At 71.8% G+C, this 12,074-nt stretch carries 12 protein-coding genes and 2 tRNA genes; 5 read left to right on the top strand and 9 right to left on the bottom strand.

Annotated elements, in window-relative coordinates; all coding sequences use genetic code 11:
• Positions 1 to 1,365, bottom strand: a 1,365-nt coding sequence (locus HP445_RS01010) for an MFS transporter (protein ID WP_175330761.1), incomplete at its 3' end; no start/stop codon positions are given.
• Between the two features lie 102 nt (positions 1,366 to 1,467).
• Between HP445_RS01010 and HP445_RS01015 the strand changes: the two genes are divergently transcribed.
• Together HP445_RS01015 and HP445_RS01020 are read left to right on the top strand one after the other, a co-directional pair.
• Entirely contained in the window at positions 1,468 to 2,901 is a 1,434-nt protein-coding gene (locus HP445_RS01015) for an LLM class flavin-dependent oxidoreductase (RefSeq protein WP_128781263.1), read from the top strand.
• A complete protein-coding gene (locus tag HP445_RS01020; protein WP_128781264.1) occupies positions 2,898 to 4,166 on the top strand; it encodes an acyl-CoA dehydrogenase family protein in 1,269 nt (422 codons plus the stop codon). The genes HP445_RS01015 and HP445_RS01020 overlap by 4 nt, the downstream gene beginning before the upstream one ends.
• Positions 4,167 to 4,224: 58 nt before the next feature.
• On the opposite strand, the gene HP445_RS01025 is transcribed toward HP445_RS01020, so the two are convergent.
• From HP445_RS01025 to HP445_RS01045, 5 genes are all read right to left on the bottom strand, one after another.
• On the bottom strand, positions 4,225 to 4,569 hold the full coding sequence (locus HP445_RS01025) for a metallopeptidase family protein (protein ID WP_035807616.1): 345 nt from the start codon (positions 4,567 to 4,569) through the stop codon (positions 4,225 to 4,227).
• A 152-nt stretch (positions 4,570 to 4,721) separates the two neighbouring features.
• A tRNA-His gene (locus HP445_RS01030) sits at positions 4,722 to 4,797 on the bottom strand.
• Positions 4,798 to 4,872: 75 nt separating this feature from the next.
• Positions 4,873 to 5,511 carry an oligoribonuclease gene (gene orn, locus HP445_RS01035; RefSeq protein WP_111224161.1) on the bottom strand — a complete coding sequence of 213 codons (639 nt, stop codon included), beginning with the start codon at positions 5,509 to 5,511 and terminating at the stop codon, positions 4,873 to 4,875.
• An 809-nt stretch (positions 5,512 to 6,320) separates the two neighbouring features.
• The gene (locus HP445_RS01040) at positions 6,321 to 7,562 is read right to left on the bottom strand and encodes an MFS transporter (RefSeq protein ID WP_128781265.1); all 1,242 of its coding nucleotides are present in this window, start codon (positions 7,560 to 7,562) and stop codon (positions 6,321 to 6,323) included.
• The gene (locus tag HP445_RS01045; protein WP_128781266.1) at positions 7,559 to 8,008 is read right to left on the bottom strand and encodes a MarR family winged helix-turn-helix transcriptional regulator; all 450 of its coding nucleotides are present in this window, start codon (positions 8,006 to 8,008) and stop codon (positions 7,559 to 7,561) included. The genes HP445_RS01040 and HP445_RS01045 overlap by 4 nt, the downstream gene beginning before the upstream one ends.
• A gap of 83 nt (positions 8,009 to 8,091) precedes the next feature.
• Here HP445_RS01045 and HP445_RS01050 point away from each other — a divergent pair, with 83 nt between their 5' ends.
• Positions 8,092 to 8,382, top strand: coding sequence for a hypothetical protein (locus HP445_RS01050; protein ID WP_071405508.1), 291 nt, complete (start codon positions 8,092 to 8,094; stop codon positions 8,380 to 8,382).
• A 29-nt stretch (positions 8,383 to 8,411) separates the two neighbouring features.
• Complete coding sequence (locus tag HP445_RS01055) at positions 8,412 to 8,672, top strand: thioredoxin family protein (protein ID WP_027464648.1); 261 nt, start codon at positions 8,412 to 8,414, stop codon at positions 8,670 to 8,672.
• Here HP445_RS01055 and HP445_RS01060 read toward each other — a convergent pair.
• From HP445_RS01060 to HP445_RS01070, 3 genes are all read right to left on the bottom strand, one after another.
• A complete protein-coding gene (locus tag HP445_RS01060; protein ID WP_128781267.1) occupies positions 8,616 to 10,157 on the bottom strand; it encodes a DUF6716 putative glycosyltransferase in 1,542 nt (513 codons plus the stop codon). The genes HP445_RS01055 and HP445_RS01060 overlap by 57 nt on opposite strands.
• 67 nt (positions 10,158 to 10,224) lie before the next feature.
• A complete protein-coding gene (locus tag HP445_RS01065) occupies positions 10,225 to 11,097 on the bottom strand; it encodes an N-acetylneuraminate synthase family protein (RefSeq protein WP_071405510.1) in 873 nt (290 codons plus the stop codon).
• Positions 11,094 to 11,837: an acylneuraminate cytidylyltransferase family protein gene (locus HP445_RS01070; protein WP_128781268.1), complete on the bottom strand. Its 744-nt coding sequence runs from the start codon at positions 11,835 to 11,837 to the stop codon at positions 11,094 to 11,096. The genes HP445_RS01065 and HP445_RS01070 overlap by 4 nt, the downstream gene beginning before the upstream one ends.
• Positions 11,838 to 11,989: 152 nt before the next feature.
• On the opposite strand from HP445_RS01070, the gene HP445_RS01075 reads away from it, so the two are divergent.
• Positions 11,990 to 12,062, top strand: a tRNA-Arg gene (locus HP445_RS01075).
• Positions 12,063 to 12,074 lie beyond the last annotated feature (12 nt).

Here is a 12,074-nt window from a genome sequence, read left to right on the forward strand (position 1 = left end):
GCCCGCGCCCGCGCCCGCCGCGCCCGCCCGCGCCTCCCGCCGCGCCACCGCCCGCGGATCCACCGCGAACACCGCCGCCACGATCGTCAGCACCGCGTACACCCCGAGGTACCCGCACAGGATCCACGGCGACCCACCCCCGAGCTGCACGAACACCGCGGCCAGCAGCGGCGTCAGCCCGACCGAGAAGATCGACCCGATCTGGTACCCGAGCGACATCCCCGAGTACCGCCGCCCGGTCGGGAACTGTTCCGCGAACCACGCCGCCTGCGGCCCGTAGATGCTGTCGTGGAACACGCACATCCCGATCAGCGCCACGAGCGGCAGCAGCACGAGCGGCCCGGCGTCGAGGAACGCGAAGAACGGCCAGATGAGCACCGCGATGCCCACCGCCGACCAGATCGTGAGCACCCGCCGCCCGACCCGGTCGGACAGCCACCCCCAGAACGGCGTGGACACGAGCGACACGGCCGAGATCACGAGCACGGCCTGCAGCCCCGCGTCCGAGCCCGATGGCCCCCGCACGTTGCCGAGGTAGGTCAGCGAGTACGTCGTCAGGATCGAGTACAGCGCCGGCTGCACGAGGCGCAGGCCCGCCGTCACCAGGATCGACCGCGGGTGCTGCCGGATCGCCTGCCACACCGGGAACCGCTCGACCCCGCCAGAGGCGCGCAGCTCCTGGAACACCGGGGCGTCCTGCACACCGAGCCGGATGACGAGCCCGACCGCCACGATCACCGCCGAGAACAGGAACGGCAGCCGCCAGCCCCAAGCCAGGAACACCTCGGTGCCGAGCGGCGACCGCACGAGCGTGAAGACCCCGGTCGCCAGGAGCATCCCACCGGCCGACCCCATCTGCGTGAACGCCCCGAACAGCCCCCGGTGCCGTTCCGGTGCGTGCTCGACGGACAGCAGCGCGGAGCCGCCCCACTCCGCACCGGCCGCGACGCCCTGCAGCAGCCGCAGGAACACGAGCGCCACGACGGCGCCGACACCGATGGTCGCGGCCGACGGGATGACCCCGATCAAGGTGGACGCGATGCCCATCAGCACCAGCGACGCGACGAGCAGCTTCTTCCGCCCGATCCGGTCACCCAGGTGGCCGGCGATCACCCCGCCGAGCGGCCGCGCCACGAACCCGACGCCGTAGGTCGCGAACGACGCGATGACCCCGACGGCCGGTGTCACGGACGGGAAGAACGTCGGTGCGAACACCAGCGCCGAGGCCGTCGCGTAGAGGTAGAAGTCGTAGTACTCGACGGTCGTGCCGACGAACGACGCGAGGGCGACCCGACGACGGGTCGCGCTGGTCGACGGTGCAGCGGGACGGCCTGGAGGCGCGGTGAGGGTGGTCTGGCTCGGCATGCCTCAGGAGCATGGTCGCGTCCAGGGCCGCGGGGAACACCGCGCGTAACGGGAGGTCACGTCGCTGTCGTCGGGCGGTGCCCGCCGACCACGATGGGACGCATGAGCGATGCACCGAACCGCCCGCTGCGCTTCGCGGCCTTCGTCATGAACACGACCTCGCACATCCAGCACGGGCTGTGGCGGCACCCCGACGCCCGGCAGGCGGACTTCGACGACGTGACGCTGTGGACCGACCTGGCGAAGACCCTCGAGCGCGGCAAATTCGACGCGATGTTCTTCGCCGACGTCGTCGGGACCTACGGCCCCGGGCGCGGCGACTACTCGACCAACCTGCGCGAGGGGCTGCAGATCCCCTCGAACGACCCCTCCGTGCTGCTCTCCGCGCTCGCCGTGTCGACCGAGCACCTCGGGCTCGCGTTCACCTCGAGCGTCATCCAGGCGCACCCGTTCGACTTCGCCCGCAAGGTCTCCACGCTCGACCACATCACTCGGGGCCGCATCGGCTGGAACGTCGTCACGAGCGCCCTCGACAGCGCCGCCCGGAACTTCGGGGCCGACCGGCTCGAGGAGCACGACGAGCGCTACGTCTGGGCCGAGGAGTACCTCGAGGTCTGCGCGAAGCTCTGGGAGGGCTCGTGGGAGGACGGCGCTGTGCTGAAGGACCCAGTCCGCGGCTACGCCGACCCCGACAGGGTGCACCGCATCGACCACCACGGCAAGCGCTACGACGTGCAGGGCCCGCACCTGTCGGCACCGTCGCCGCAGCGGACCCCGGTGCTGTTCCAGGCCGGGTCGTCGCCGGCCGGCCGTGCCTTCGCCGCCCGGAACGCCGAGGCCCAGTTCATCCTGACCTCGAACCGGGACGCCACCGAACAGCTCATCCGCGAGACCCGCGACCTGGCCGAGGCCGCCGGTCGGCAGCGGGACGACATCGCGTTCTTCCTCGGCCTGACCTTCGTCACCGGCTCCACCGAGGCCGAGGCGAAGGCGAAGGAAGCGGAGATCGACGAGTACCTGGCGGCCGACGGGTTCCTGGTGCACTCGAACCTCGGCTTCGACCCGGACACCGGCGAGCCCCTCGACCCGGACACCCCGCTGTCCGAGGTCCGCACCCACGCCGGACAGTCGCACCTGCAGTGGCTCCGCGAGGCCGCCGGGGACCGCGAACCGACCATCGCCGACCTCGCCCGGTTGTCCGCGAAGCTCCGCGCCCGGGTCGTCGGGACGCCGGAGCAGATCGCCGACGAGCTCGCCGACTGGCAGCGGGTGGGCGTCGACGGCGTGAACGTCATCAACTGGACGCTGCCCGGATCGTACGAGGAGTTCGTCGACCACATCGCGCCGACCCTGCAGGAGCGCGGACTGATGCAGTCCGAGTACCGCGAGGGCACCCTGCGCGAGAAGCTCTTCGGCCACGCACAGCTGCCGGACTCGCACCCCGCCCGGCAGTGGCGCGGAGCGTTCTCGGGCGGCGCCGGCGTGACCGCAGCCCACGCGGACGACGCGAGCCGCGCGGTGGAGGTGCCCGCGTGACGGCCGCGACGACGACCGACGGACGTGTGGCGGGCCTCCCGGCCGACCGTCTGGCGACCCTGCGCGAACGCTTCGCGCCCGTGTTCGCGACCATCCGCGACGGCGCGGTCGAGCGTGAGCTCGCGTCCGGGACGCCCGGCGACCGGCCGCTGCCGCACGCCGAGGTCCGGGCGCTCGCCGACGCGGGGTTCGGGCGGTTGCGCGTGCCGGAGGACCGCGGCGGCTTCGGCGTGACGCTGGTCGAACTCGCGCACCTGGTGGCGGACCTGGCGGCGGCGGACTCGAACATCGCGCACCTGTGGCGAGGCCACTTCGGGTACACCGAACTGGTGCTGCTGCGGCCGTCCTCCGCCGGCCGGGACGAGTGGCTCCAGCGCATCGTCGACGGAGCGATCATCGGGAACGCGACCTCGGAGCGGACCGGGACGACCCTGGCCGACATCTCGACGACGGTGACGCCGTCCGGGCCCGGGGCGGCGCGACTCGACGGCACGAAGTACTACTCGACCGGCACGCTCTACGCGGACTGGATCTACCTGGCGGCCGACCGTGACGGGGAGCGCGTGACGTTCGCCGTCGACGCCTCCGCGCCGGGCGTGACGAGCATCGACGACTGGGACGGGTTCGGGCAGCGGCTGACGGCGTCCGGCACCACGGTGTTCGACGGGGTGTCGGTCGACCCGTCGGTGGTGTCGGCGTACCGGGACGCCCCGCTGTCGCACATCCAGGCCTTCTACCAGCTGTACCTGTTGGCGGTCCTCGCCGGGATCGGGCAGGCCGTGTCGGACGATGCCGTGGCCTTCGTGCGACCACGGACCCGCACGTACATCCACGCCAACGCGGCCGTGCCGGGGGAGGACCCGCAGGTGCTCTCGGTGCTCGGGCGGGTGTCGGCCGGGGCGTTCACCGCCCGGTCACTCGTCGTCGCCGCCGCGGGGCTGCTCGACGGGGTCGTCGCGACGAACGAGCCCGGGGTCGGCGTCGACCGCGTGCTGCTCGACGCGGCCGAGAACGCCGTGTACCAGGCGCAGGTCGAGATCGGGCCGCGGGTGCTGCGGTCGGCGTCCGAGTTGTTCGAGGTCGGCGGGGCGTCAGCGGCCGACCGGACGCGTGGGCTGGACCGGCACTGGCGGAACGCCCGGGTGGTGGCGTCGCACAACCCGGCGGTCTACAAGGAGCGGCTCGTGGGGGAGTACGCGCTGCACGGGCGGGGGCCGGTGGGGGCGTGGGAGAAGTACCACGAGGTGGGGCCGACGCGGTTCTGAGGTGGCGCTGGCTGCCGGGGCTGCTGCGGGTGCGGGTGCGCGGGCGCGTCGCTGGCCGCTACGCCCAGCCGAGCTCGTGCAGCCGCTCGTCGTCGATCCCGTAGAAGTGGCCGATCTCGTGCACGAGGGTGGTGTGCACCTCGTCCTTGAGCTCCTCGACGGTGTCGCACTCGGCCAGGTGCTGCTTCCGGAACACCACGATGCGGTCGGGCAGCTCGCCGAAGCCGTACTGCCCGCGCTCGGTGGCTGCGATGCCGTCGTACACGCCGAAGAGCTCTTCGCCGTTCTCCGGTTCGTCCTCGACGACGAACACCACGTTGTCGAGCCCGTCGACCATCTCGTCGGGGAGCAGGTCGAGTTCGTCGGTCACGAGTTGCTCGAACGCGTCGGCGGACATCTCCATCACGGGTGGATCGTCCCACACCGCGCTGATCACTCGCGGCTCACTACTCGTGGCTCACCACTCGGGGCGAAGCCGCACGGCGCCGGAGCCGCCCGGAAAAACACTGAGGGAGAGCCCCGGTTGCGTCACACGCAACAGGACTCTCCCTCGACTGGGGTGAATAACGGGTCTCGAACCCGCGACCTCCTAGACCACAACCAGGCGCTCTACCAACTGAGCTATATCCACCATGTTCGTACCGGCGGACCGGCGCGACCACTCAATAGTAGTACATGCGGGACGGGGTGCGGACCACCCGTGTCGCTACTCGGCCGCGGGCTGCGCCAGCCGTGACTCCCACTTCGCCACGACGTCGGCCTGCACGGCACGCACGTCGTCGGTGCTCGGGCCGGGCTCGGCGACGAAGCCGGCGCGGCGGTAGTACTCGAGCTCTCGGATCGACTCGAGGATGTCCGCGAGGGCCCGGTGCCCACCGTGCTTCTCCGGCGCGTTGAAGTACACGCGGGGGAACCAGCGGCGGCAGAGCTCCTTGATGCTCGACACGTCGACGCTGCGGTAGTGCAGGTGTCCGTCGACCCGCGGCATGTACTTCGACAGGAACGCACGGTCGGTGCCGATGGTGTTGCCGGCCAGAGGGGCGGAGCCCTCGGCGGGGACGTGCTCGAGGATGTACTCGAGCACCTGGTACTCGGCGTCCGCCAGGCTCACGCCGTTCGGGATCTCCTCGATGAGGCCCGAGGTGACGTGCATGTTCGTCACGAACTCGTTCATGTTGTCGAGCGCCGACTGGTCCGGCTTGATGACGATGTCGAACCCGGGGTGCACGGGCTCGAGGTCGAAGTCGGTGATGACCACGGCCACCTCGACGAGTTCGTCGACCTCGAGGTCGAGGCCGGTCATCTCGCAGTCGATCCAGACGAGGCGGTCATTCGCGGTTGCCATGTCCCCGATCCTATTCCCGCCCTGCGTTCGTCCCGTACGTGCAGCTGCGCCCGCCTGTCCGTGCCCGCCCGTTCTGTGCGTTCCGTGCGTCGGATGCGCGAGCGGGCGAAATGCCGCGGTCGCCCTGCGGCCGCACCCGGGTGTTCCGCCCGCTCGTCCGCGACGAAGCCGCGAGCACTGCAGACGACCGTCTGGAGGCTCGTAGCAGCCCCGGCAGGCCGCCCCGCGCCTCCAGGCGGTCGCCCTTCACCCCGCCTGCCGCGCCGATCTCGCCCGCTCCCGCCTCCTCACCACGAGCGGGCGAAATGCCGCGGTTGCCCCACGTAGGGACCGCGGTATTCCGCCCGCTCGCCGACTGCGGCCGCGCTGCGGTCGCGGCTCCGCCCGCCCGCGTCCAGCCGAGCGGGCGAAATGCCACGGCCACCCCGTGGACGGACCCGGATGTTTCGCCCGCTCGTCCGGGACGCGAACCGCGAGCGCCGCAAAGCGACCGCCTGGAGGCCCGTGGCGACCCCGGCAGGCCGACCCGCGCCTCCCGGCAGTCGCCCTCCACCCCGCCTGCCGCTCGGTTCTGGCCAGCCCCGCGCGAGCGGGCGAAATGCCGGAGTCGCTCTGCGGTCGAGGCCGGGCATTTCGCCCGCTCGCGGGTGGAGCGTGGAACGAGGGGTAAGCGAGCGCACGCGCGGACGCACGAACGGGCGAAATGCCGGGGTGCCCACGGGGGACACTCCGGCATTTCGCCCGTTCGTGGAGAAGTGGGAGAAGTGGGAGAAGGGGGAAGGCGCCCCCGCGCCCCCGCACCCCGGCGGCTAGGCCATTTCGCCGGCGGTGATGGCCTCGGCCTCGACGCGCTCCGGCTCGGGACCGTCGTCGACGCGGCGCAGGACCCTGGTGGTGCAGAGGATCACGACGAAGGCGACCGCGACGGAAGCACCCGCGAAGACGTAGGCGGCCGAGGGGGAGTACGCGTCGGCGAGCAGGGTCGCGACAGGCGGGGCGATGGCGCCGCCGATGAAGCGGACGGCGGAGTAGGCGCTCGAGGCGACGGAGCGGGGGAGGTCGGTGGCCTCCATGACGCACTCGGTGAGCACGGTGTTCAGGACACCGAGCACGAGGCCGCCGATGACGACGCAGATGATCAGGCCGACCTGGGACCGCACGACGAGGGCCGCGGCGAACAGGTCGAGCGCGAGCAGTGGCAGCGCGATCTTCAGCACCGTCGTCCTCCGGAGACGGGCGGTGAGCATCGGGGCGACCCACACCGACGTGATGGCGAGACCGACACCCCAGCCGAAGAACGTGAACCCGATGCCGAGCGCGCCGAAGCCGAGCGGGAACGGCGTGTACGCCAGCAGGACGAAGAAGCCGATGTTGTAGAACAGCGCGGTCGCGGCGAGGGCTGCGAGTGCCGGACGGGTCAGGGCGCGGAAGGGAGCGGAGAGCTTCGTCGGCGTGGGCTTCTCGAGGCTGCCGGTCTTCAGCAGGGCGACGATGGCGATGAACGCGACGGCCATCAGGGTCGTGACGCCGAAGAACGGGCCGCGCCAGCTCACCGAGCCGAGCAGACCTCCGACGAGGGGACCGACGGCGATGCCGAGGCCGAGCGCTGCCTCGTACAGGATGATCGCCGAGGCGGTGCCGCCAGACGCCGCTCCGACGATGGTCGCGAGCGCGGTGGAGATGAAGAGCGCGTTGCCGAGGCCCCAGCCGGCACGGAAGTCGATGATGCTCCACACGCTGTTCGACGTCGCGGCGAGCACCGAGAAGAGCACGATCAGGGCGAGTCCGATGAGCAGGGTGCGCTTCGCGCCGATGCGGCTGGAGACCCAGCTGGTGAAGAACATCGCGACGCCGGTGACGGCGAGGTAGCTCGTGAAGAGCAGTTCGGTCTGCGCGGGGGTCGCCTTGAGGGACGCCGCGATCGCCGGGAGGATCGGATCGACGAGCCCGATGCCCATGAACGCGACGACGCAGGCGAAGGCGATCGCCCAGACCGCGGACGACTGCTTGAAGATGGAGCCGGACTGGCCGGCGGGTGCGTGGGCGTTCACGCGGGGATCTCCGTTCCGTTGGGGGTTGTCCGGGTGCGCTGGGCGATCAGGTTCGCCGCGTGGTGCAGGACGTCCCAGTCGTCGTCGGTCAGGTCGGCGAACAACGGACCGACCGTGCTGGTGAGGGTGGAGCGCCAGGAAGCGAGCCGTTCGCGTCCGGCCTCGGTGAGTTCGATGAGCTGCCCGCGGGAGTCGTCCGGGTCGACGCTGCGGCTGACCAGGCCGTCGGCGAGCATGCCGGCGACGAGTCGGGTCATCGTGGGCTGCGCCACACGGGAGGCGGTGGCCAGCTCGCCGAGTCGCAGGGGTTCGTCGGTCTCGAGGATGCCCAGCGTGCGCCAGACCGCGGTGGACGTGGTGTTGCCCGTCGACTGGACGGCGCTGCGGATCAGGCGGTTGACGGAGACGAGGAGGGTCTCGATCGCCTGCTCACGTGGTGTTTCCATAGCTGAACTATATAGCCGTGCTATGGATAACGCAACGACGTGCTGGACAGACTGCACCAGCCGCCGCCTGGTAGAAGGGAGGCATGAGCGACATCACCATCCACGAAGGCGACGAGTACACCGCGATCTTCCACGGCGGCCCCTTCGACGGCACGACCGACACCCGCACCGCCACGAGCGACGCGCTGGACGACGAGGTCACGGTGTTCGCCGACGTCGAGGGCCTGCAGACGGCCTTCACCTACCGCGCCACCAAGTCCCGCCAGGTCCTCGACCAGATCTCGGTCGAGTTCACCTACGAGCCCGGCGAGTCCGACCCGGTCGACGACCTGCAGGACCGCGGCGACCGCAGCGGCGAGTTCGACCGGGAGTAGAACCCCCACCCGCCGCGTTGCAGGACCACATGCAGCTCGACCTCTGGACGTCCGCCTTCTGTGCGCCGTGTGCCGCCGCCCGCCGGGTGTCGGCCGAGGCGTCGGCGCTCGTCCCCGGGCTCACCGTGACCGAACGCGACGTGGCGGCACACCCCGACGACGCGGAAGACCTCGGTATCCGGTCCACGCCCACGATCATCGTGCGGCAGGACGACGGCACCGAGGTCTTCCGTTCACCCGGCGTCCCGACCCGTGACCAACTCCTGCTCGCGGTGGCCAAGGCGCTCTGAACGAGCCGCCGCCGCGGCCGGGGCAGCCGCCGCCGCGGCGGTCCCCGGCACGGGCACAGCGGCCCGCGCCCCCGCACGCTGCGACGTCGGCGCCGCCACCACGACGGGCTCCGGCGGATCGATCAGCGCCCGCACGCGTCGTGCCAGACGCTTCGCGCCCCGGATCGGCGCCCCGATGCCCAGTGCCACCAGCCCGAGCGGACTGCGATCGGCCCCACCGAGGGCGTTCTTCCGCTCCCACGCGCGGCGCAGCACCCCACCGCGACTCCGCCGAGCGGGTGCCCGGTCCACCAGTGTGCCGGCGTCCCGTCGGGCCATGAGCTCCACGAGCCGGTGCTGCCAGTCGTCCTCCGCGGCCGGGTGGAAGTAGTTGTCCCGCATCCACTCCGGCCGGACGACACCGAACCGTCCGTCAACCAGGTCGACGGCGTCACCCTCGAGGCCGCTCCCCGCGAACACCTCGTTGATCAGGTGCCGCCCGATCCCGAAGTCGGTCAGCGTGAGCGCGGGGACGCCCCGTGCCGCCGCCTCGAGCACCGCGGTCGAGCTGATCGTCACGAGCGCCACCGCACGGTCGAGGTGCTCGGCCATCGGTCCGCTCTCGACCACGAGGTTGGTCGGCGCGTCCGGGGGCACCAGGTCCGGGTACGGGTGCTCCTCGCGGTGCGTCTGGTGCTCGCCGGCCGCGGCGCGCGTCTTGATGACGACGCGCCACTCCGGGTGCGCCCGCGCCGTGTCCACGAGCCACCGCACGACGAGTGCCCGGTCGGCCCGCTCGAACGGCACACTCGGCTGCGCCGCGAAGACGACGGAGTCGCGGACGGTCGCGCCGACACCGCCGACACCGCCGACACCGCCGGTCGCGCCGGCACCCCGCGCGAACGGCAGCGTGGCGAGCGCGAAGTGCGGCTCGACGCCGCCCTCGCGCGCCATCTCCTCGTACGCGCGGACCTCGCGGTGGCTGTGCAGCACGAACAGGTCGGCCCGGGCACGGAAGAAGATGCCCTTCCACTTCGACGGGAACGAGATCCCCGGCAGCCCCGACACCAGCACCGGCCGATTCGGGATCCGCCGGTGCACCTCGTCGATCACGAGCTCGGCCACCGGTCCGATCAACGACACGAGGACGGCGTCCGGCGGGTCCTGTCGGAGCTCCTCGACGACGGCGTCGACGTCCTTCGGAGCGGGCGGTTCGCGGTGCAGGTGGGCGAGTCTGTGGTCGAGCCCGCGGAACGCCGACCGCAGCTGCTTTGGGCTCGCCGACCGCGGGGTCGCCACGGTGCGCAGCTCCAGGTCCCAGTCCGCCGGTGCGCTCGCCAGCAGGTGGGCGCCCCACTTCGCGAACGAGTCGGTGTCGACCAGGCCGACCACCCGTCGGACGCGTGGTGACGCGTCGGACGGGAGGCGCGCCTCCAGTCCGACCGTCGACCCACCGCCGTCAGCCGGCGCGTCCAAGGCGCTGGTCCCGTCGACCGGGCCGGTCACGCGCCGACGCGACGCAGCTTCGCGAGCGGTGCCTGCTCGCCGGTGGTCGGATGGGGACTGCATTCGCTCACGCGCCGACGCGACGCAGCTTCGCGAGCGGTGCCTGCTCGCCGGGGAAGATGCGCTTCACGCCGTCGCCGAGGGCGGTCTCGATGATGCGGATGTCGCGGGCGAGCGTCTTCAGGCCGTGCGGCTCGAGCGACGCGGCGTGGTCGGAGCCCCACATCGTGCGGTCGAGCGTGATGTGGCGCTCGACGGCCGTGGCACCGAGGGCGACCGCGGCGATGGAGATCTGCAGGCCGGGCTCGTGGCCGGAGTAGCCGACGGGGACGCCCGCGTAGCGGTGGGCGAGGGTGTCGATCATGCGGAGGTTCGCCTCCTCGGCCGGCAGCGGGTAGGTCGACGTCGCGTGCATGAGGACGAGGCGGTCGGTGCCGAGGGCCTCGACGGCGGCGTCGATCTGCTCGAGCGTGGACATGCCGGTCGACAGGATGACGGGCTTGCCGGTCGCGGCGACGGCGGCGAGCATGCCGAGGTCGGTGACGGACGCCGAGGCGATCTTGTACGCGACGACGTTGAGGTCCTCGAGGAAGTCGACCGACGGCTCGTCCCACGGCGACGCGAACCAGTCGAGCCCGCGGAGGGTCGCGTGGTCGCCGATCTCGATGTACTGGTCGCGGTCGAACTCGACGCGGTAGCGGTACTCCAGGTAGGTCATGTCGCCCCACGGGGTGCTGCGCGGGGTGTTCTTCATGTGCTCCGGCGTGGAGATCGCGGGGGTGCGCTTCTGGAACTTCACGGCCTGCAGGCCCGCGTCGGCCGCGACGTCGATGAGCTGCTTCGCGATGTCGACGTCGCCGTTGTGGTTGAGGCCGATCTCGCCGATGAGGTACGCGGGGTGGCCCGCGCCGATCGTGGACGTACCGATGGTGACGGTCATGGTGCTCCGTTCGGTGCGGGGGTGGCCCGCGTCGGGGATGGGTCTCGGGTCGTGGTGGGGGCGGGCGCTTCGGCGAGGGCTTCGGCGAGGGCCAGGTCGGCCTCGTCGTCGATGTCGATCGCGCCGGCACCGTCGACGACGGCCAGCTCGACGCGGCCGTGGAACCGGTGCCGGTTCTCGAGGAACCCCGCCGTCCGCATGACGTAGAAGGCACCGGTCTCGCGGTACTCGGGCTCCCGGTCCTGCCGGCGGGGCCTGGTCGCAGCGTCGTGGTTCACCGCCACCGCGGTGCCGTCCGGGGCGGTCCGCCACAGGAACGCGTGCGACGGCGTGGCGGCGAACACCGCGTCGGCGTGCCCGTCGACCACGCGCGCGACGGCGGCGTCGAGGTCGGCCGGGTCGATGAACGGCGAGGTCGCCTGCAGGAAGACGAGGACCTCGGGCAGCGGCGTGCTGATCGCGTCGAGGACGTGCAGCAGGGCGGACTCCGAGGACGCCTCGTCACCGGCGAGCTCGGCCGGACGGCGGACCACGGCGGCACCGGCGGCGACCGCCTCGGCAGCGATGGCGTCACCGTCGGTCGTGACGACGACCTCGTCGATGCGGGTGGCACGTCGTGCCGAGTCGACCGCTCGCCGGACCAGCGAACGACCCGCGACCGTGCGCAGGTTCTTGCCGGGGATCCCCTTCGACCCGGCACGTGCGGGCACGACGGCGAGGACGGAACCGGTGGTGCGCATGCTCCGGACGCTACGAAGCGCGGGTGTCGCGGAGGGGAACGGGGAGCAGACGGCGGCCGACCGTTGGGCGACCGCCGGGTCCTGTCACGGCGACGCGGTGGGGCGCGCATCGAGCGTCCGGGGGCTGCTCGCCGCTACAATCGACGCTGCTCGCCTCCGTAGCTCAGTGGATAGAGCAGGTGGTTTCTACCCACCGTGCCGCGGGTTCGATTCCTGCCGGGGGCGCCGAAGACGAAC

This window comes from Curtobacterium flaccumfaciens (genome assembly GCF_013359815.1).
GTDB lineage: Bacteria > Actinomycetota > Actinomycetes > Actinomycetales > Microbacteriaceae > Curtobacterium > Curtobacterium flaccumfaciens.

Coding starts and splice junctions, on each gene's coding strand:
- HP445_RS01065 (WP_071405510.1), bottom strand. CDS start 11,097: ATGACCGTCACCATCGGTACGTCCACGATCGGCGCGGGCCACCCCGCG.
- orn (WP_111224161.1), bottom strand. CDS start 5,511: ATGGCAACCGCGAATGACCGCCTCGTCTGGATCGACTGCGAGATGACC.
- HP445_RS01070 (WP_128781268.1), bottom strand. CDS start 11,837: ATGCGCACCACCGGTTCCGTCCTCGCCGTCGTGCCCGCACGTGCCGGG.
- HP445_RS01050 (WP_071405508.1), top strand. CDS start 8,092: ATGAGCGACATCACCATCCACGAAGGCGACGAGTACACCGCGATCTTC.
- HP445_RS01015 (WP_128781263.1), top strand. CDS start 1,468: ATGAGCGATGCACCGAACCGCCCGCTGCGCTTCGCGGCCTTCGTCATG.
- HP445_RS01025 (WP_035807616.1), bottom strand. CDS start 4,569: ATGGAGATGTCCGCCGACGCGTTCGAGCAACTCGTGACCGACGAACTC.
- HP445_RS01055 (WP_027464648.1), top strand. CDS start 8,412: ATGCAGCTCGACCTCTGGACGTCCGCCTTCTGTGCGCCGTGTGCCGCC.
- HP445_RS01045 (WP_128781266.1), bottom strand. CDS start 8,008: ATGGAAACACCACGTGAGCAGGCGATCGAGACCCTCCTCGTCTCCGTC.